Raw genomic sequence first — 16,469 nt, forward strand, 5'->3', positions numbered from 1 at the left:
CCTCATCGCCTTGGCCATTTCCTTGGCTTCCGCCTCTTTTTCTTCGATTTCCTGTAGCAAAAAAGCCCTCGTGACTTTTCGCTCGCCAAAGCGCATAGCAAAGTAATCCGAGGGCTTCCAATCGTGTAACAAAAAACACAGATAAGCTGTATTGACATCCTTATCTGTGTAAATTAGTTTTTTATATCTTTTTCCTTCGCATAGCCGGAGATGGCGTCGATCTCGTCTTTGAGTTTGTCCATCTCGCCCGATGTGAGTAGGATTTTAACCAGTTCTTTCGGTGTGGCGGCTTTAAAGTGGTCTTGGACTTCTTTGTTTTTAAAAACACTCGGGCAACCCTCGATAATAGTCATCACCGTGACATTGTAGGAGCCCTCTACTCGCATAGCTTCCGTCTTGGACTCAAAGCGGATCATGCTTTCCTTAAGCTCGCTCATGATTTCGGGATCCACTGCCTCGATTTTAAAATCCAGTTCTGATCCGTCAAATTTGCCGAGTTTTAATTTTACGGTTTTCGTCGGTTTTTTAATTCTACTTGCATCTAAGGCAAGTAATTGCTCAACTGCACTTGTCATGATTTACCTCCTAGTTATATACGACCGTATCTTCTTCTACTACGTCGAGAGGTTCCCACTTGGCAAAGGTAAAAGAGATTTCTTGTTTCGTTTCCGATGCACGCTCAAATCCAGTGAGCGGTACATTCTCAAAGTTGACATTTTTGAGGACGACACGTTCCATGCCGATGGCGTCGGGGTCGGATAGTTTAATAATCAGTTGAGATTCCACCTGATGTCCGGATTTTTCCGTGGAGTAGGCTCTCATTAATTGACGGGAGTTGATCTTGTATAGTGTCATGGAGCCGGAGCCTTCCATACTTAATTGCTTTTTATAGGTGGCAAGGTCTCTCGGCTTGCGGATGTCCGCATAGTTGATCGATACTTCCGCCGTAACGGATTCCGCCTCGGCGATATATTCGGAGTCGATCCAAACCTCGCCAAACGTGCCGTTAAAGGTCCATTTATGATCAAAGCTCATATTTTACCTCCTTAAATGACAATATCGAGGTGGATATCCTCGATAGCATCTAAAATCTTTGTTTTTGCGAGCAGGTATACGTGAGATCCCGTGTCCGCATTTTTAAGGTCTCTAACGCTCATCTTGTCTACGTCTACGCCTTTGCGTCTTAAGTGATTGATCTGTTTTGCAAGGTCAAGGGACACGTTGGTCGATCCGAGAGCCACGATTTGATCCATTTCGAGGGACTCAAAATAGGCTTGGATTGCAGTGATGAGCAAACATTTATTGTTGTAAGTGTTGGGGTATTTACCGAGGTAGTGATCTTCCGCGGTCTTTTTAATGTCGCTAAAGATCAGATCCATGGCCTCCACGATTTTGATCTTTTTAAAGGATTCGAGCTTTTCGGCGACCATGGTGGTAAAAGAGTTGACCGCACGATTTACCTTTACTTTTTCGCCGTCGTTAAAGATGATAAATTCGCCGTTATCCACAGCTTCATCTCGTTTGTCTCTCGGAGGTGTCAGTACGTCGTCGACTTCGGGGAGCGGAGCGAAGGAGCATCCGATTCTCAGGGGCGTTCCCGCGATTAAACCTGCGATCCGTGCGCAGTAGTCTGCGGTGTTGTATTTTTTATCGCCCACTTTAATGTCTGTGGAGGTAAAGTTGACGATGCCTTCGTAGTCCGCCTTTGTGTTGGGGAGTACCGCCTTTACTCTCTTTTTTTCTTGATCTCTCATTTGCTTAATCCATGTGACGATCGCTTCCGTGTCGGCTTTTGCGATGCCGGGGATGGCGAGCCAATCAAAGGGCACGCTCCGCAGGTAGTTCAGCGCGTCGGTGTAGTCTTTTGCCTCGGCAGGTTGTACATAGACGTAGATAAAGCGAGGCGTTGTTTGATAGCCCATAAACGCCTTTGCGATTTGGTCTTTGTTGTAGTCGGATAATTCTTTCGGGATTTCCGTCACGTTTCTCAGTTTCAAAGGCTCGATTTTTGCCGCATCTCGTAAAATCAAGGCGACGATGCCTTGATCGCCTCGAGTAATGGCGGCGATGCCGAGCTCTTTAAAGACGATCTCGATAGACGGAGAGCCCATACGTACGCTTGTTGCCATGTTGTCCTCCTTATTGTGTGATCTCTAGGTAGCGCATAATTTCCGCGGTCTCTTTGCGGTCCATAAACGTTACAAAACGCAGTTCAAAATCAAAGGAGAGAGTGCCCTCCTCGTCGATCTTGCTATTGATGTCAAAAAGTTGCAGGTAGCGGTCTCTTACCAGTACGACGAGGTCAAAGGCTCGGGCGATCTCGTCGCTCATGTGGATAAGTTCCAGCCGCTTTTTGCTCGCCGTTAGATATTTGATGCTCACCTGTACAACCATCTCTTTGCAATATTCGCTTTGGTGTCTAAAAGCGGTGGGGATGACGTCGACGTAAAACGCCGGGAGCGTCATGCCTTCCTCAACCTCTCCCGCGTGGATTGGAATCTCCGGAAAGTGTTCATCCAGTACTTTGTCCACGCCGAGGGTGATATCAAAAAGCCCCACGTGCTGAGACTTGTCGACACGTGGGGTATATTTGTTTTTTGTCATAATAGGTCCTTGTATAACTCATTGAGCCAAGCCTCGGTCTCCGCCTCAAATTTCGGGCGGTGGCTTTCCGTCGTCCGCTCGATGTACCGTTGTCCCGGTACGTAGCCGATAACTTTTCCGCTTTTTGTTACCAAACGGTGACCGTTGTTTACGAGGTGATGATGGGGTGCCTTGTTGGTAATGGGCTTGGAATATCCTTTATCCATATATTTGATTTGTTTTGATACATAGCTGTCTCTTATATGGCGTTTCCCGCCGGCCCGATAAGGCGTATTGCCTTTTGCCTCCTCGATAAAATCTCGGCCTTGCTTATTTAAAAACTTGCGGATCTTTTTATCGGCGTTTTTGCCGGTCTTGGCCATGGCTTGGATGTACTCGTCCAGATTTTTAAACTTGATCCCTGCCAATGGGCCTCTCCACCTCTCTCGCCATGATCTCCATGTGCATCTCTCGGCCCGATACATCGAGGATCGACTCGATCCTCAGCGTTCGATCACCCCAAAGAATAAACATGTCCGGGGTGATGCTCGGGCGGTAGTATGTGGTCACGCGGTAAACGTGCTCCGACACTAAGATCTGTGACTCCGTCAGCTCTCGTCCACGGATGGGCTTGATATCTGCGAAGAGCACTTCCACATCGACAAGTTTTTGCTCCTGTTGTAAGAGCTCATTTTTAACCGAGCGATAGTCCACAATCCTGATCTTATGGCGGTAGTTGCGATTGACATTGGCCATAGTGCCCTTTTTATCGAGCATGATCTTTACCTCGTAGTGCCTCGGAGAGTTGGAGTCTTAAGATCTCTTTGTGGTAGTTGTCCTCAAAGTATTCCGTGGCCTGATTGTACTCATATCGGCAGTAGTCCAATAAAAGATTTTGAGCCAGACCTTCTTGTGCGAAGTCCGGCTCAGTACCTGTTAAATCTTTTAAATATTGCTCGCCTCGGGCGATGATCGACGCCAAATAAGCATCGTCACTGTCCCAAGTGATACGCAGCGTCTCTTTTACTTTATCTAACATCGATCACACCTCTTTTATTGAGCGGGAGTTGCTTCTTTGCCCACCACTTCAACTTTGGGGTAAGTCGGTTTTAAGCCACTGATGTCGGCGACCACAAAAGCGTTGTTATCTTTGGGCATGCCGTTGCCATAAAGTTTAGTGATGTAGATACGTTGATCTTCTAAAAATTTGTAATCGTCAGAGTATTCGATTTTTCCGGACTTTGCAGTACCCACGCCCATAAAGTAGCCGTTGGCCACACCAATGACTGCTTTACCTGCCGCCATGCGTTCCGATTGGATGACGCGGGTCGGGAAGGGGAGGACGTCTTTTCTGTAGGTGCCGTCTAAGCCCTTGATGGTGGTCGCCGGGAATACTTTTGTAAAGTAGTCCGCGGGGTTGACAACCATAATGACCTCGGAGATCACGCGGTAGCCAAAGACCTCTTTACCGTCGCTATCTTTGCCTTTGCTGTATTTAGCAATGCCGGAGAGGATGTTGCCGTAGGTTTCCACATCGAGAGTTTCGACTTTTACGGCTTTCTTTTCGGGATATTTTCCACCGGTTACGGATACGTCGTCGCCTACTTGGCGGATCATACCGATAGGCGTCTTATTACCGTCGCCGTTCAAAATGCCTTCTTCTAGGCCGAGAGCGAGGGCTTCGCCTAAGATTTCGCGGACATAGCGATCGAGCCATACGGGACCGAGATCGAGCATGTCTTTGGAGACGGGAATAAAGGCGGTTAGCTTTTTAAGGCTTACGTCAAAGACCTTAAAGCCGGACATGATTTCCGTAACGATGGGAGTGTTTAGCTCGTCCCATGTCGCCAGTTGTTCGTGGTGCATATTGACGATGATTTTAGTGATCGCCGTTGTGTTTTTAAAGTCGATGACGGACAGTAATTCATGATTTTTCTTCAGGTCGTCAAAGACGGCGTCGATGACGGTCTCGGGTAAGACCACTTTAAGGTCTTTTAATGCTTGTTGAGGATTGGTCGAGCGCATGGCCTCGATGGTACCCTTATAAAATTCTTTTTCTTCCGAGGTCAATTGGCGCACGCCTCGAGCGGTTAAGGCTTGGGCGTCTAATTGGTCATAACGCAGTTCTCTCTTTGCGTCTTCCAAAATATCCGCTTGCATTTCCTTCGCCATTTCCAAAAATGCGGAGGTAAATTCTTCGCTGTTTCCGTTGTCGATGGCGGCGGACATTTTTGCTCTTGCATCTTCCAATGTTTGATTTTTCACGTCTAAACTTAAGGTCATTTTCTACACTCCTTTTAAAAATTCCATCATGTGTTGTCTTTTGAGTCTCTCGTTGATCGCCGCATTGGGATCGTCGGTCTCGGGTTCGTCGTCTTCCTCGTCGTCGTCTTCTAAAAGGCCGACAATGTAATCGAGCTTATTTAAGATTTCGGTATTTGCATCGTCTTCCGATGCAAGGCCTTTAAAAATTAAGGCTTGCATCCGTTGTTGTACGGATTGATAGGCCGTTTCTGCCGTTGTTTTTGTCTCTTTGATCGCCGTTGCAAATCCACACTCGAGGGATTCCTCAGGCGTGAGCCATGTTTCGGCGTCGAGCATCGCTTTTAAGTCGTCGTCACTTAAATTGCACACGCTCCGATACGCTTGTTTCGTCGTCTCGCTGATTTTCCGCACGCCTTCGGCGGCCTGCGTCAATTCGTCGGCATCGCCGATAGCCACAGTCCACGCATTGTGGATCATGAGCATGGAGAGGTCGCTTACGATGCGATCGTCTCCGGCACAAAAGATCACGCTTGCGATACTGCACGCAAAGCCCTCGGCGATAGTCGTCACTTTTGCGTTTCGATCTTTCAGGGCGTTGTAGATTGCGATGCCCTCTTTGACCTCACCGCCGTAACTGTTGATGTGGACGACGATCTCCTCGACGGATTCGGGTAAGTTTGCGATTTCTAAACTTACGGTCTCATAACCAAAGCTAGATTCGCTACTTACAATCTCGTCGTAAAGATAGACGTCCGCTCGCTTGTCATTCGTCAGCCTTACCAGATTCAATGTTTTCACCTCTTTCAAAGTTTTCTACTAAGTCATAGTTCTTCGTCATAAAGCGTTTTTCGCCGATGTCGTCGCTGATAGGCTCGTAGCCCACGGCTTTGATGGCGTCGTTAATCGTAAAGGCGCCGTTACGCATGAGTAAGTCGATACTGTTGGCCACATCTCGTAGGTCTTTGCTCTTAATATTGCTCGTGTCGATCTTTAAGTAAGATTTTCCGACGTATTCGTTGCGCCCGAACATTTTCCGATTGATTTCGTCCTGTACGAGTTTTGCGATGGGGTTTAAACAAAAAGTAATAAAGTTGCTGTAAGCCTCTTTTGTATCGATGACGTCGCCCTTTAAGAGCGACGGCGGGATTCCGTATGCGATAGCGATAAAGTCAAAGACGTCGTTAACGTAGTTCTTTGTTTCTCTCGACGATTCGCCGTTACTCGACGATCGACCTGCGCTTCCGAGTTCCTCGTAGTCCATGTCGGAGGTGAGAGGGAGCACACTCGACACATCGGGATTCATAAAGTCAGCCATCTGACTGTTGACGTAAGCGTTCAGGTCTTTTTGCCCCTGCTCCGTCTTCATCCAGTTCGTCGGAATTTTCAGTTTTCCTTTCCGGACTTTTGAGCCGAGGTAGCCGTTGGCCGACGAGTTGATCAGCTTACTAAACTCGCTGTACATTCCCGCGATCCGTCGATCAGCGTCCACAGTTGAGGGGTAATCTAAAAAAAGCACCTTGTCCTCAAACCAAACGTCGGTCAGCACGTAGTCGTCAATACATACGCCTGTGTATTCGTTCGCTTTAAAAACATAAGGGTGCTTTGTGTAGTCATCGGCAAGATATAAACTGCCGTTTTGTACGAGGATCAAACATTCCGACCGCTCGAGCAATTTACGCACCACCGATTCCCAAAAACTTGCGGCGGGCGTGTTGAGGTTGGGCTCGATATTAAACAGATAGTAATCTTTTTGCTTGATCTCCTTGCCTTTTTGATAGGTCCTAAATTCGGCGAGGCTAAAGGCCTTGGAGATTAAGGCGATGGACGCCTCTTTTGCAAGTTCTTTAAAGGCGTCAGTCGTCTCCGAATGGAGGGCGATGGCATCCAACGGGATGTATTTTTCGTCCTCGCCAAAAAAGCTCCTAAAAAAATCTATAATCGCTATGGTCATCACCTCCTAAAAATTAAAAACGCCGGGGAGCGGTAAAGTTCCCGGCGCGGCATCGTCCAATTGATCGTATTGACTTAAAGCGTGCAAAAAAGCAAAAAAGCCGTCAGTCTTCCTCGTCTGCGGCTCTTGTTTTAAGTAGGTCACATTTCCCTTTTTGTCTTTCTCGAGGTACACATTGTTCGTGTACCATCGCATGGTCGGGTTGTCCCCGAAAATAAATTTTTCCTCCGCAAAGCCCGATTCGATAATCGGATGCAGTTGATTGTGGGTGATGGGCCCTTTGCGTATGGTGTCAAAGGGGATTCCTCTCTCCGTAAACTCGTCTTGCAAGTATTTTGCCCGGTAACTGTCCATAACCACCGTCTTGAGATTGTATTTATTGACCTGTTCCTCAAACCAATCGGCGATGGTATCGGCGCGGATGGATGCGTCGTGGATAATCGTGATTAAACCACGTTCCACCATTTCCTCCACCGGAAACTTGATTCGGCGAGACTCTATTTTTAAGGCCTGTTGATTGACAAAGGTGTGCTCGTGCCAATAATATTTTCCGTCGAGCCTAAAAAGGATCCCGCATGAGCAAAAGTCCCGTACCTCGGCGTAGTCCAGTCCTCCGATACAGTCCGCTCCCTCTAATTTCTCATAGGGTATCGGCTGATTCGTTTTTAGGATCTTATCCCACGATGCCACGAGGGCCATGTTGTCTTGTTTCGGATGATTTAACCGCTTTGTATAAAACTCGATGGCCTGCGACGGCATGTATTTCGCTTTCGCCCAGTGGAGCTTCATTTCGTCTTGCAGATTCGGGAGATAGGGATAGGACGGGTTCGCCTTTTCCCAATTTCTCTCATCGTTTGCGTCGCTCTCCTCGTCTATTTCGTAGACGAGGGGAAGGGTGCGAAGATCGTCGCCTTCCCCGGCGAGGATCACATCGACGAGTTTTAATTCGTCGTCCAGTACACCGCCCCGGACATAGCCGTTGGTGGTGATGTAAAATTCCCGCGAGTGCTTAACTTTCCCAAAGCCCGAAGTAAAGACTTTGATTAGGTCGTAGGTCTCGTATTCGTGCACCTCGTCGAAGATCAGGCACCCGGAACGCTTTCCATCTTTTGTAGATGAGTTGCTCGTATTGGCTTTTACATAGGAGTTAGTTCCTTTCGACAGAATTTTCAGCTTCGTCTTGCTATATCCCTTTTTCATATGGGACCAGTTTCCGTCGAGCATGTCGTAAATATCGTTAAAGCTTACAAAGGCTTGCTCCTCGCTGTTAGCGACGATGTCCACATTGTAATTGCGTACACCATGAGCGCCACTCGTGAGGTAAAAGGTCAGCCCGGAGATAAAACCGTTCTTACCGTTCCCCCGTCCCATCTCAATAAAAAACTTTTTAAAGACGATATTGCCCGAGTCTCTGTAATAAGTGTGGACACAGGCGAGAATAAAGAGCTGCCACGGGAAGAGCGTCATATCAAACCACTTTTCGATGATCTCTTTTGCTCGTTCCGTTTTCTCGTCGTCCACGTAGATATTGGGGTCATCTAAAATACGCTTTACATACTGCATCGCCTTTTTTATTCGTTTCCCGGCGACAACCTTTCCGCTTTCGATAGCCGCCATGTAATCCTCGATGTACTTGTGCGTCATAGCGTAAAGTCACCGTCGTCCTCTTTTGCCTCAGGTTGGAGGTGGAGGCTTGCGATGATCTTTAGCATTTGAGCATTGACTCGGTTTAACTCCGCCACGGAGTCATTTTTCTTATAGCCCCATTGATTGGCGCCGTTTTGATAAAAGACGGAGACGCCTTTATCTTCGATATCAAAAATGAGCTCGTTTTTTGTGTCCCACAAAGACATATAGTCCTCGACCAAGTCTTCAAAGTGTTTTCCGGAGATGCCCAACTCGTCGAGTTGAGATAGTAGCCCCTTCTTAATCACATTGCGTTTACGCTTGCGGGACTTGTATCGCTTTTCTCGCGCCGCTTGTAGTTGTCCCTGCATATCGATTTCGTCCACTACTTATCACCTCCGATATTTTGAGATTGGAAACGGCGGGACTTGCACCCGCTGAAAGACTATCTCGCTTCCACATGATTGAGAGAGAGGAGGTTACCATGTAAAAGAAAAAAGTCACGAAAGGAGAAAACATGTAGTCATAAGGGGTCGTAAATCTCTCTCAATCAAAAAAAAGCAGTTTAACGACGTACTCAGGTCAGGACCACACCGCACCTCATGCGATGAGAGCAAAAATCTCTTTTGAAAAGTAGGGCGGCGGTCGTATATTGTATTCAACATACAAATTATTTTACTGGGGGTGCAATTAGCTACCGGGCGATATCCTTTAAAAAAACAAAAAAGCAGGTCAATTATTTACCCGTAGCTATTACCATCGCTCGTCACTTAAAACATTGTTGTGCCTTGCATAGTTGCCACTCATCTCATCCTCGTGCACCTCTGCGTGACACCTGTTGCAAAGCGTGACGAGATTGTCGTCGCATAACCCAAGCGTTGGCTCGTCCTTAAGATGCACAACGTGATGCACCATCTCACCCGGACCGACACGCCCCTGCTCCTTACACCGTTGACACTCGTAGTTGTCCCGCGCAATAATCTCCATACGCTTGCGTTGCCAGTCCATCGACTTATAGAACCGATCCGCTCGACCCTCTCGCACATACCCGACGAGCGGATCATGCGCATCGAGCACACGGCCATCGTGGGGTATGGGGGACATCACCGGGGACCCCTCTGGGGATTAAAGTACCGTTGCTTTTTATCCAACGCCTTAAACTCCTCCTCCGATAAAAGCCGTTGCATCGCCACCTTGTACTCCCTGCAGTGGGGGTATCGTCCACAGTCAATGAGCCGACGCACCGACTCCGCATCTCGTCGCGTGTGCATATGCGCGTGCTGCTCATACGCACCATGCTCCCGCACAATAAGCCACGGCCGCTCCATCCTACCGCCCAACTTGCGAATACTTAACTTAATATGTAACACAGTAATAAACCCTCCCCGCGCGTCAAAAAAACCACTGTGTACCGCGCCCCTCGTCGTGTAGACACCATATATAGATATAGCGGACACAAGCGTAAACACGACGCCACCAAAAAACATTAGTATTATAAAAAAACTAGCAAAACGCTCTTGACTTTATACGTATATACGTATATAATTATCATAGGAGGTAAGGATGAAGGACAAAGAACTGTTGAAATTATTTTTAAAAAATGGTTGGGAATTAAGACGAATCAAAGGAAGCCACCATCACTTATTTAAAGACGGAAAGCGTGAAACCTTAGCCGTCCACAGTAGAGAAATTAATCCAAACCTAGCAAGAAAAATTATTGAACGGTGTGGGCTAAAATAGCCCCACCACCTCAAAGGAGGTATACCTATGTTGTTTTATTATCCTATGATTGTCCACGAAGAAGACGGCTATTGGGCAGAGTTTCCTGACCTCGAAGGCTGTAACGCTTGGGGTGACACCTTGGAAGAACTCTACGACGACGCTGAAGGCGCCATGTCCTGTCACATCTACAGCATCCTTGCCGACGGTGAAACACTTCCGGCCTCTTCCGGTCCTCATAAAATACCATCAGACGAAACGAGCTTTGTCGTGATAATGTCCAGCGATGTCAACCTTAATCCCGAAAATCAATCCGTTAAAAAAACCCTGACCATTCCGTCGTGGATGAACAAAAAAGCGGAACAAGAAGGAATCAACTTTTCAAAGACTTTACAAGATGCCCTTGTAAAAAAACTTTCCCTTGCCGAATAAACAGCGGAGAAAAGCGCGGCTTGCAATAGTCACGCTTTTTGTATGTCCATCATCACCAAAAAAGGCCGCCCTATCGGACAGCCTCTCACTGATACCATAATAGCACGGGTCGAGGTATCATTTGGTATCCACATCATATAGTCGACGCAACGCCTCGCCGTGCAACTTAAACACGTGCTTATAGCTAAAATGCAACGACTGCGCCACCTCGCGCCAACTCATGCACTCCAAATAACGTAACTCCATCACCGAACGATACTTAAGGTCATCATCCAAACGGGCAAACAAAACCTGCGCCTCCGCCTTTAAATCCACAAGCCGCTCAATGTCATGAGCGATCTCATCGTCGAGACGCACAATCTTAAGCGCAATACTCGCCGTCGGATCCCCCACACTCCCCGACTGCACGGCTTCCTGCCCCTTGTATGTAGGCAACCGCCCGCGATACCGCTTCAGTTGATCCAACTGCCTGATCTTGCTGTTGATCAGACCGTCGAGATAGGGGATATTCTTTAACTCATCCTTCGTCATAAAAATCATTCCTAAACCGTTTAAGTCGCTTTATCCTCTCTTTTTGCTGACACTTTATATTCTCCAAAACCTCATTTTCAGCTTTTGCATTTTTGCATAAATAGTAAGTCCATTTAAGGACAAATACACTCATCACGGCATTAACGATAAGTTTAAGCACTGAGATCGCCACATCTACATCCATTACATCACCTCCGGATTAGACATCATTAAGCCATCGGCTTGTCCAAAAAGATCATCGTCCTTCCGCATCATCTTCCTCTTCCCTATCGGATACCGCACGACTCAACCTCACCTTCTCCCTTTCAATCTCCCGCAATAGATCCTTTTGCTTTTTTAACAGCGATAATTTTTTAAGTCCAAAAACAAGCAATAAAAAACCATCAAACAACAAAAGAATCAAAATTAACGTATTTAAAATGTCGATCATTACTTCCTCCACGAAAATTCTAAGTTCAACTCATCCTCTAGTGTTTTCTTCCACCTCGTTTAACATCGCACCGGGCCACCAAAACCCGGAACCGTCTATTTTATAAAATCCATAGTCTCCTTCGTCCACGGCACCTATAATACGTCCAATTTTTCCGCGCTGTCTCCGCATTGCTTTAAATATATAAACACCGTCGACCCAACGAAACATATCTATGTCACTCCGAACAGAAACTACGTCCCCGATTTTAAATCGCATCTCCCACCTCAATCAATTGATCCACTAAACGCATACACTCTTTAAGCGTATACTCCTCATCTTGCACCTGTGGCGTATCTCCGCCATGTCCACAGTCGAAACCTATATAAAAGCCGTCGAGCCCCTGTAAACCGCCAAAGAACGTTATACCGCCGTGCACACTTACAGACCGCTCGATCTCTCCGTAGTCCATGCAATAAAATTTATGGTCTACCGGGATACGTACATAGCCGCAATACCAGCAGCCCGTCGCGATCGGATCGTTAAAAAGCTTAAGCAACTTTACAACAATATCAAAGCCCTTGTATTGCTCCCTCCTTGCATATATATTAAACATCCCTTACCTCCACCTTTAAATGCCGGTACTCCTCGGGGATCCACTTAATATGCTCCTCTTTCCACGTTTGCCGCAAATCCTTATTCCGCCTACACGCAAACCAATGTTTTCCTTCTTGCGTTAAATACTGTTGCTCCCCGTCTGTCGTGGTAAGTCCCGGCAATGGAAAAATATAACGCTTCGGCTTGCACCATTCCTCAGGCGGCGTATTCATCAGTTCAATAAAACCATTGATTATTTTGTCTCGCTCATCGCTCCTATGCACCCTCTCCGTGTCGATCGTCACCTCGCAAGTCATGCCGTTATCTGATAAAACCGTGCCTTTTAAAGTCGCACTATACCAACCCGCTATTTTAGTTTTTTCCGTGGTATACGTAAAATCCCAATTTACGCCTTGTGTTTCCCGTACCATTTCATAATATTCACTTAATTTCATTTTTCGCCTCCGAACGCCTCTCCAATTACCCTAGCTGCTCTCATCAAAACACTCTCGTATACTTCGTCCTCCGATTCTTCTTCCAGATTTATTAGTCGCTCAATGTAGTCCATTGCCTTAAATAAATCATCCACGCCGCCTTTTAATTTATAACGGATCAAATATTTTAAAGCGTTTCCCCGAAGAAAACCTTTAAATTCTTCCGGTCCTAGTATTTTTTCTAAAACGTCCATACTGTCGGATCCATCGGCTAGTACATAGTGGCTCGGCGTATTAAATTCTGTCATTGTCTCTACACCTCATCTTCATATATTAATTCTTCTAATTTTAAATCTAAAAATACAATAATATCTAATAACCATTTATATTGTTTAGAATTTTTATCATAACAATCAGCTTCCCATTTAACTAAATTTAAACAATTTTTAATAATATAATAAGTTGACTTGTTAAATTTCATCTTTCAACTCCCCAAATAGCATCTTCAATTTCACACACAACATCCATTAAAAATTCGTATTCTTCACTTCCCCACTCATACTCCGACTCTTCGTAGTCTAAATCTCTTATGGTCTTTTTTAACTGAGTGACGGTTTCCTCTTTAAGTCCCATCCTTCCCCCTCCACTATTCTCTCCGCATCTTCCACACTTCTTGCAACCCCATGGAGCACATCGTAACCGTCCATAACCTCCATAAAGTGTTTCTGATTGTCCTGCACTACGCCCTTCGGCATTTTGACCTCGATAAACACCATTTTCCCGTCCCGCTTTCTAAATCCAAACAGATCCGGGAAACCGTCCGGCAATCCCGTCGAGATATAACCGCCGTATTTCGTGTAAAATTCTCCGACGTTCGCCCGAAAGATAATACACGACTTCGACAAGGCCAAACGTATGTCATTTTGCAATTTTGTCTCAGGATTCTGTCCCATTTTCACCTCAATATACAATATATTTTATATTTACCCTCTTTTTTTTACAATTTTTTTGTAAACCGTTCAGAACCATTCAGTTTATAAACTTAGTATTTACAATACTTCTGAATAGTTCTGAATAGTTTAAAGTAAATATAGTAAAGTCTCTATTACCGTAAAAGTTATAGAGGGAGTTTATAGAAAACGCCCCAAACCATTCGAAACTGTTCAGAATGAACTAATAATCGACCGTAAAGCTGTTCACGCCGTTAACTTTTATCCCTTGGTAAACATATTGCCCGACGCTATTGCGCACCTTCTCAAACTTGCCCCCGAACTCTCTCCCAAATTTAGTCGAGCTCATAATATATTGCTCGTTGTCCTCGGCCCACGCCTTGTAAATTTGGTAAAGTTGCTTGCTCCGAATCTCGTCGTAACGATTCCAGGTAACCTCGAGGCACTCCGTGATAAACGTCGAGACAACGTCCATCTCGCTTCGATACTCTTTCGTGGCGTCTGCGATTATCTTCGGCGTTTTAAGCCCCTCTCTCTGCCACATAAGCGCACCCTGCACCGCCCAATGGAGGATGCCGGGGAGCTCGCGGCGGAGTTTATATTTGAGATACTTGTCCACCTTGTCCTCGGGAATTTGCACGGAGAAGGGAATCAAAATCATCCGTCGCCAGATGCCGTCGTCCCTTCCCCTTACGATGGGCTTGTGATTGGAGGCGATCCAGATCTTAAACTCCGGCATAAACTCAAATTCGTTGGCGTATAAAAACCGCGCCGTGATCTTGTCTCCGCCCGTGAGCTGCTTAATTAGCCCCTCGTCAAAGCGCATCCCCTCGTTAGGTTCCGTCGTTGTCACAAACCGCGCACCCTGTAAACGGGCGATGTCACTGTTAGCCTGATTGCCACCAAAGGCGCCCTTAACCATGATCGACTGTGGCTGAATATTGCAGGCGTAATCCCCCATAATCTCGTTGATGAGGTCGAGAAAAACACTCTTACCATTCCGCCCGTTGCCGTGGAGGATAAACATACACTGCTCCGCCGTGGAACCCGTGAGGCTGTACCCGATGGCCTTTTGAATATAGCGGATCAGCTCCTGATCGCCGTCGAAGATCTGATCTAAAAAGCGCATCCACTGCGGACAGTCGATCTTATCCGTATAGTCCACCCGTGACTCTTTAGCAAAAAACAAATCCGAGCGGTGGCCCTTTAACGAGCCGTCTTTTAGGTCGATATAGCCGTTGTGGCAGTTAAAATACTCTCTGTGGGCATCAAATTCTTGGGGCAAGACGGGCAAAAGGTGTTGCGCCTCTTTGAGCATATTGGTCTTGCCCTTGTTGCTTCGGGTCGATTTAATATGCTTGCTCAGCGCCTTTTCCTGCTCCTCGTCTACCACTAGGCCATATTCCGAGCGCATCTTGTCGATCACGGCATCCGCCATTTTGACGATATTGCCGATATTGTCGTAAACCCATTTGCGGCCGTTGTAATAATACCAACCGCGGTTGACATAACTGTACCTCGCCGCATCCTTATACTCTCTCTCAAATCGTGCACCGTTTCCGGTATCGTCAAAACTTAATAACTCCTTCGGCGCCTGCTCCTGATCCAAAATATGGATCCGGTATTCCCCCGTCGAGGCCTGCGGGTCATAAAAACTCTTGCAATCCCGGATCGCCTTGCTGAGCGTCATCACACCGTAAGTCGTGGCGCCCGTCTTGCGATCCCATTTATCGCGCATCAGCCCGGAGCGGCGGAAAACGCTATCCATCGTGGACAGATCTCCGGCACACCAAAAAGCAAGCATATTGCAAAACGCCATATCCGCATCGGATTGAGAGCTGTAAAGCCCCTCCCAATTGCCGTTATAAAGCAGGCGGAAAGCATCGCCTCTTTTGCTCGCCATGGCACGCTCGATGATCTCGTCCACAGTAAGCGAGGGAGCGGCACTGCTGTCCTGCTCGATATACTTGGCGTGCAAGTGCTTAATCGCCGTCGTGCCCTCGCTAATCTCCTCATAGGGAGAGCAGGCGTTGCCCGTCATGATAAAATAGCGGCCGTTTTGGTACATTTCTACATTATCCTTGCGTCGTCCCCCTGCCGGGAGCTCGCCCTTACAGATGATGTGGATGCCCTTCCCCGACGCGGAAAGCTCCGTGTAACTCTCTAAGCTGTGGACAAATTCCGAGACGATATTATCCGTCTCTCCGTCTCGATACTGTTCGATGGCGTCCTCGATATCGTCGATGTCTACGCCAAAATAAGGCGGCTCAAAAAAGTAGCCGAGGCCATCGCAAACAAACTTAGTGACAGCGTCAAGGGCCGTCTCGTAGTCGGCCCATGTGCTGCTATCGTTACTTTTAGCGGGATTTCCCGTGTACGCATTGATCGGGATCTTCCGCGGCTTTTTATCCTCAGGCCCCTGCACGAGCCTATAAAGACACCAATTTTTATTAAGTTTTAACTCCTCAGGTATCCGCTCGTACATAATTAAAACGGCACGTCGTTATTGTCGACGGCGGTATAACCCGGCTTTAACATATTGAGATTCGGGAATTTCGTCTCGTGCCATTTTACGATCCGATTGGACTTCCAGATCTTTTTATCATCACCGTACTCCTGCTCCTCGATAATGAGCTCCCCTAAAAACGGCTTAAACACCATGTCCCCAAACAATTCGAGGGCGGATCCGTACTGCTTACCGTTGGGGAGCCCGATGGCCTTGGCCATAGCGTTGAGCATGCCGTTAGGTAGTTGTCCCGTGTCCTTTTTAGTCCACATAGTCTGCTCAAAATCACGGCCTGCCGATTCCTGCGCCACGTCGTCTCTTAATTTGATCGTAAACTTAAAGCCCTGCGTCCCTGATTTCGCCGTCACGGGCACGACCTCCATAATCACACACTCATAATCGCCGGGCTCAATTAAACTAAACCCTTGTTTTGCCGCATCGTAATCTACTGTAAAAGCCATAATAA

General features: G+C 46.9%; 26 protein-coding genes. 2 read left to right on the plus strand and 24 right to left on the minus strand.

The window, feature by feature from the left end; all coding sequences use genetic code 11:
- Window positions 1-173: 173 nt before the first annotated feature.
- The 13 genes from PEPTYR26121_RS05220 to PEPTYR26121_RS09270 form a co-directional block, all read right to left on the minus strand.
- The gene (locus PEPTYR26121_RS05220; RefSeq protein WP_180499955.1) at window positions 174-575 is read right to left on the minus strand and encodes a phage tail assembly chaperone; all 402 of its coding nucleotides are present in this window, start codon (window positions 573-575) and stop codon (window positions 174-176) included.
- Between the two features lie 10 nt (window positions 576-585).
- Entirely contained in the window at window positions 586-1,035 is a 450-nt protein-coding gene (locus PEPTYR26121_RS05225) for a phage tail tube protein (RefSeq protein ID WP_180499957.1), read from the minus strand.
- A gap of 11 nt (window positions 1,036-1,046) precedes the next feature.
- Window positions 1,047-2,129 carry a phage tail sheath subtilisin-like domain-containing protein gene (locus PEPTYR26121_RS05230; protein ID WP_218956321.1) on the minus strand — a complete coding sequence of 361 codons (1,083 nt, stop codon included), beginning with the start codon at window positions 2,127-2,129 and terminating at the stop codon, window positions 1,047-1,049.
- 10 nt (window positions 2,130-2,139) lie between these two features.
- Window positions 2,140-2,604: a phage tail terminator family protein gene (locus PEPTYR26121_RS05235; protein ID WP_180499959.1), complete on the minus strand. Its 465-nt coding sequence runs from the start codon at window positions 2,602-2,604 to the stop codon at window positions 2,140-2,142.
- Window positions 2,601-3,011 (minus strand): HK97 gp10 family phage protein, encoded by a 411-nt coding sequence (locus tag PEPTYR26121_RS05240; RefSeq protein ID WP_180499960.1) that lies wholly within the window; start codon window positions 3,009-3,011, stop codon window positions 2,601-2,603. Before PEPTYR26121_RS05240 ends, PEPTYR26121_RS05235 begins: the two co-directional genes overlap by 4 nt.
- Complete coding sequence (locus PEPTYR26121_RS05245) at window positions 2,992-3,360, minus strand: phage head closure protein (protein WP_180499962.1); 369 nt, start codon at window positions 3,358-3,360, stop codon at window positions 2,992-2,994. The genes PEPTYR26121_RS05240 and PEPTYR26121_RS05245 overlap by 20 nt, the downstream gene beginning before the upstream one ends.
- Window positions 3,350-3,622: a head-tail connector protein gene (locus tag PEPTYR26121_RS05250; protein WP_180499964.1), complete on the minus strand. Its 273-nt coding sequence runs from the start codon at window positions 3,620-3,622 to the stop codon at window positions 3,350-3,352. Before PEPTYR26121_RS05250 ends, PEPTYR26121_RS05245 begins: the two co-directional genes overlap by 11 nt.
- Window positions 3,623-3,636: 14 nt before the next feature.
- Window positions 3,637-4,866 carry a phage major capsid protein gene (locus PEPTYR26121_RS05255; protein ID WP_180499966.1) on the minus strand — a complete coding sequence of 410 codons (1,230 nt, stop codon included), beginning with the start codon at window positions 4,864-4,866 and terminating at the stop codon, window positions 3,637-3,639.
- A 3-nt stretch (window positions 4,867-4,869) separates the two neighbouring features.
- Complete coding sequence (locus PEPTYR26121_RS05260; RefSeq protein ID WP_180499967.1) at window positions 4,870-5,637, minus strand: head maturation protease, ClpP-related; 768 nt, start codon at window positions 5,635-5,637, stop codon at window positions 4,870-4,872.
- On the minus strand, window positions 5,612-6,799 hold the full coding sequence (locus PEPTYR26121_RS05265; RefSeq protein WP_180499969.1) for a phage portal protein: 1,188 nt from the start codon (window positions 6,797-6,799) through the stop codon (window positions 5,612-5,614). The genes PEPTYR26121_RS05260 and PEPTYR26121_RS05265 overlap by 26 nt, the downstream gene beginning before the upstream one ends.
- Window positions 6,800-6,805: 6 nt before the next feature.
- A complete protein-coding gene (locus tag PEPTYR26121_RS05270; protein WP_218956322.1) occupies window positions 6,806-8,443 on the minus strand; it encodes a terminase TerL endonuclease subunit in 1,638 nt (545 codons plus the stop codon).
- Window positions 8,440-8,811, minus strand: a complete 372-nt coding sequence (locus PEPTYR26121_RS05275; protein WP_218956323.1) for a P27 family phage terminase small subunit — start codon at window positions 8,809-8,811, stop codon at window positions 8,440-8,442. The genes PEPTYR26121_RS05270 and PEPTYR26121_RS05275 overlap by 4 nt, the downstream gene beginning before the upstream one ends.
- Window positions 8,812-9,178: 367 nt before the next feature.
- The gene (locus PEPTYR26121_RS09270) at window positions 9,179-9,529 is read right to left on the minus strand and encodes an HNH endonuclease (RefSeq protein WP_180499971.1); all 351 of its coding nucleotides are present in this window, start codon (window positions 9,527-9,529) and stop codon (window positions 9,179-9,181) included.
- 459 nt (window positions 9,530-9,988) lie between these two features.
- Here PEPTYR26121_RS09270 and PEPTYR26121_RS05285 point away from each other — a divergent pair, with 459 nt between their 5' ends.
- Window positions 9,989-10,165 (plus strand): type II toxin-antitoxin system HicA family toxin, encoded by a 177-nt coding sequence (locus tag PEPTYR26121_RS05285; RefSeq protein WP_180499973.1) that lies wholly within the window; start codon window positions 9,989-9,991, stop codon window positions 10,163-10,165.
- A 27-nt stretch (window positions 10,166-10,192) separates the two neighbouring features.
- The gene (locus tag PEPTYR26121_RS05290) at window positions 10,193-10,576 is read left to right on the plus strand and encodes a type II toxin-antitoxin system HicB family antitoxin (protein WP_180499975.1); all 384 of its coding nucleotides are present in this window, start codon (window positions 10,193-10,195) and stop codon (window positions 10,574-10,576) included.
- 117 nt (window positions 10,577-10,693) lie between these two features.
- Here PEPTYR26121_RS05290 and PEPTYR26121_RS05295 read toward each other — a convergent pair whose 3' ends face one another.
- From PEPTYR26121_RS05295 to PEPTYR26121_RS05345, 11 genes are all read right to left on the minus strand, one after another.
- Window positions 10,694-11,107, minus strand: a complete 414-nt coding sequence (locus PEPTYR26121_RS05295; RefSeq protein WP_180499976.1) for an RNA polymerase sigma factor sigma-70 region 4 domain-containing protein — start codon at window positions 11,105-11,107, stop codon at window positions 10,694-10,696.
- Window positions 11,094-11,291 (minus strand): hypothetical protein, encoded by a 198-nt coding sequence (locus PEPTYR26121_RS05300; RefSeq protein ID WP_180499978.1) that lies wholly within the window; start codon window positions 11,289-11,291, stop codon window positions 11,094-11,096. The genes PEPTYR26121_RS05295 and PEPTYR26121_RS05300 overlap by 14 nt, the downstream gene beginning before the upstream one ends.
- Window positions 11,292-11,342: 51 nt before the next feature.
- Window positions 11,343-11,537: a hypothetical protein gene (locus tag PEPTYR26121_RS05305; RefSeq protein ID WP_180499980.1), complete on the minus strand. Its 195-nt coding sequence runs from the start codon at window positions 11,535-11,537 to the stop codon at window positions 11,343-11,345.
- 247 nt (window positions 11,538-11,784) lie between these two features.
- Window positions 11,785-12,132 (minus strand): hypothetical protein, encoded by a 348-nt coding sequence (locus PEPTYR26121_RS05310; protein ID WP_180499982.1) that lies wholly within the window; start codon window positions 12,130-12,132, stop codon window positions 11,785-11,787.
- Window positions 12,125-12,568: a hypothetical protein gene (locus PEPTYR26121_RS05315; RefSeq protein WP_180499984.1), complete on the minus strand. Its 444-nt coding sequence runs from the start codon at window positions 12,566-12,568 to the stop codon at window positions 12,125-12,127. The genes PEPTYR26121_RS05310 and PEPTYR26121_RS05315 overlap by 8 nt, the downstream gene beginning before the upstream one ends.
- Window positions 12,565-12,855: a DUF3310 domain-containing protein gene (locus PEPTYR26121_RS05320; RefSeq protein WP_180499986.1), complete on the minus strand. Its 291-nt coding sequence runs from the start codon at window positions 12,853-12,855 to the stop codon at window positions 12,565-12,567. Before PEPTYR26121_RS05320 ends, PEPTYR26121_RS05315 begins: the two co-directional genes overlap by 4 nt.
- A gap of 5 nt (window positions 12,856-12,860) precedes the next feature.
- Window positions 12,861-13,028 (minus strand): hypothetical protein, encoded by a 168-nt coding sequence (locus PEPTYR26121_RS05325; protein WP_180499988.1) that lies wholly within the window; start codon window positions 13,026-13,028, stop codon window positions 12,861-12,863.
- Window positions 13,025-13,180 (minus strand): hypothetical protein, encoded by a 156-nt coding sequence (locus PEPTYR26121_RS05330; protein WP_180499990.1) that lies wholly within the window; start codon window positions 13,178-13,180, stop codon window positions 13,025-13,027. The genes PEPTYR26121_RS05325 and PEPTYR26121_RS05330 overlap by 4 nt, the downstream gene beginning before the upstream one ends.
- Window positions 13,147-13,500: a VRR-NUC domain-containing protein gene (locus tag PEPTYR26121_RS05335; protein WP_180499992.1), complete on the minus strand. Its 354-nt coding sequence runs from the start codon at window positions 13,498-13,500 to the stop codon at window positions 13,147-13,149. The genes PEPTYR26121_RS05330 and PEPTYR26121_RS05335 overlap by 34 nt, the downstream gene beginning before the upstream one ends.
- Window positions 13,501-13,720: 220 nt before the next feature.
- Complete coding sequence (locus tag PEPTYR26121_RS05340; RefSeq protein WP_218956325.1) at window positions 13,721-15,922, minus strand: phage/plasmid primase, P4 family; 2,202 nt, start codon at window positions 15,920-15,922, stop codon at window positions 13,721-13,723.
- A gap of 62 nt (window positions 15,923-15,984) precedes the next feature.
- A complete protein-coding gene (locus PEPTYR26121_RS05345; RefSeq protein ID WP_180499995.1) occupies window positions 15,985-16,464 on the minus strand; it encodes a DUF669 domain-containing protein in 480 nt (159 codons plus the stop codon).
- Between the last annotated feature and the right edge of the window lie 5 nt (window positions 16,465-16,469).

It is taken from the genome of Aedoeadaptatus nemausensis (assembly GCF_903819165.1).
In the GTDB taxonomy this organism is placed as follows: domain Bacteria; phylum Bacillota; class Clostridia; order Tissierellales; family Peptoniphilaceae; genus Aedoeadaptatus; species Aedoeadaptatus nemausensis.

What these genes read in the sequence shown, in the direction of transcription:
- PEPTYR26121_RS05220 (WP_180499955.1), bottom strand. Translation starts at nt 575, where the DNA reads ATGACAAGTGCAGTTGAGCAATTACTTGCCTTAGATGCAAGTAGAATT.
- PEPTYR26121_RS05225 (WP_180499957.1), bottom strand. Translation starts at nt 1,035, where the DNA reads ATGAGCTTTGATCATAAATGGACCTTTAACGGCACGTTTGGCGAGGTT.
- PEPTYR26121_RS05230 (WP_218956321.1), bottom strand. Translation starts at nt 2,129, where the DNA reads ATGGCAACAAGCGTACGTATGGGCTCTCCGTCTATCGAGATCGTCTTT.
- PEPTYR26121_RS05235 (WP_180499959.1), bottom strand. Translation starts at nt 2,604, where the DNA reads ATGACAAAAAACAAATATACCCCACGTGTCGACAAGTCTCAGCACGTG.
- PEPTYR26121_RS05245 (WP_180499962.1), bottom strand. Translation starts at nt 3,360, where the DNA reads ATGCTCGATAAAAAGGGCACTATGGCCAATGTCAATCGCAACTACCGC.
- PEPTYR26121_RS05250 (WP_180499964.1), bottom strand. Translation starts at nt 3,622, where the DNA reads ATGTTAGATAAAGTAAAAGAGACGCTGCGTATCACTTGGGACAGTGAC.
- PEPTYR26121_RS05255 (WP_180499966.1), bottom strand. Translation starts at nt 4,866, where the DNA reads ATGACCTTAAGTTTAGACGTGAAAAATCAAACATTGGAAGATGCAAGA.
- PEPTYR26121_RS05265 (WP_180499969.1), bottom strand. Translation starts at nt 6,799, where the DNA reads ATGACCATAGCGATTATAGATTTTTTTAGGAGCTTTTTTGGCGAGGAC.
- PEPTYR26121_RS05270 (WP_218956322.1), bottom strand. Translation starts at nt 8,443, where the DNA reads ATGACGCACAAGTACATCGAGGATTACATGGCGGCTATCGAAAGCGGA.
- PEPTYR26121_RS09270 (WP_180499971.1), bottom strand. Translation starts at nt 9,529, where the DNA reads ATGTCCCCCATACCCCACGATGGCCGTGTGCTCGATGCGCATGATCCG.
- PEPTYR26121_RS05285 (WP_180499973.1), top strand. Translation starts at nt 9,989, where the DNA reads ATGAAGGACAAAGAACTGTTGAAATTATTTTTAAAAAATGGTTGGGAA.
- PEPTYR26121_RS05290 (WP_180499975.1), top strand. Translation starts at nt 10,193, where the DNA reads ATGTTGTTTTATTATCCTATGATTGTCCACGAAGAAGACGGCTATTGG.
- PEPTYR26121_RS05295 (WP_180499976.1), bottom strand. Translation starts at nt 11,107, where the DNA reads ATGACGAAGGATGAGTTAAAGAATATCCCCTATCTCGACGGTCTGATC.
- PEPTYR26121_RS05300 (WP_180499978.1), bottom strand. Translation starts at nt 11,291, where the DNA reads ATGGATGTAGATGTGGCGATCTCAGTGCTTAAACTTATCGTTAATGCC.
- PEPTYR26121_RS05305 (WP_180499980.1), bottom strand. Translation starts at nt 11,537, where the DNA reads ATGATCGACATTTTAAATACGTTAATTTTGATTCTTTTGTTGTTTGAT.
- PEPTYR26121_RS05310 (WP_180499982.1), bottom strand. Translation starts at nt 12,132, where the DNA reads ATGTTTAATATATATGCAAGGAGGGAGCAATACAAGGGCTTTGATATT.
- PEPTYR26121_RS05315 (WP_180499984.1), bottom strand. Translation starts at nt 12,568, where the DNA reads ATGAAATTAAGTGAATATTATGAAATGGTACGGGAAACACAAGGCGTA.
- PEPTYR26121_RS05320 (WP_180499986.1), bottom strand. Translation starts at nt 12,855, where the DNA reads ATGACAGAATTTAATACGCCGAGCCACTATGTACTAGCCGATGGATCC.
- PEPTYR26121_RS05325 (WP_180499988.1), bottom strand. Translation starts at nt 13,028, where the DNA reads ATGAAATTTAACAAGTCAACTTATTATATTATTAAAAATTGTTTAAAT.
- PEPTYR26121_RS05330 (WP_180499990.1), bottom strand. Translation starts at nt 13,180, where the DNA reads ATGGGACTTAAAGAGGAAACCGTCACTCAGTTAAAAAAGACCATAAGA.
- PEPTYR26121_RS05335 (WP_180499992.1), bottom strand. Translation starts at nt 13,500, where the DNA reads ATGGGACAGAATCCTGAGACAAAATTGCAAAATGACATACGTTTGGCC.
- PEPTYR26121_RS05345 (WP_180499995.1), bottom strand. Translation starts at nt 16,464, where the DNA reads ATGGCTTTTACAGTAGATTACGATGCGGCAAAACAAGGGTTTAGTTTA.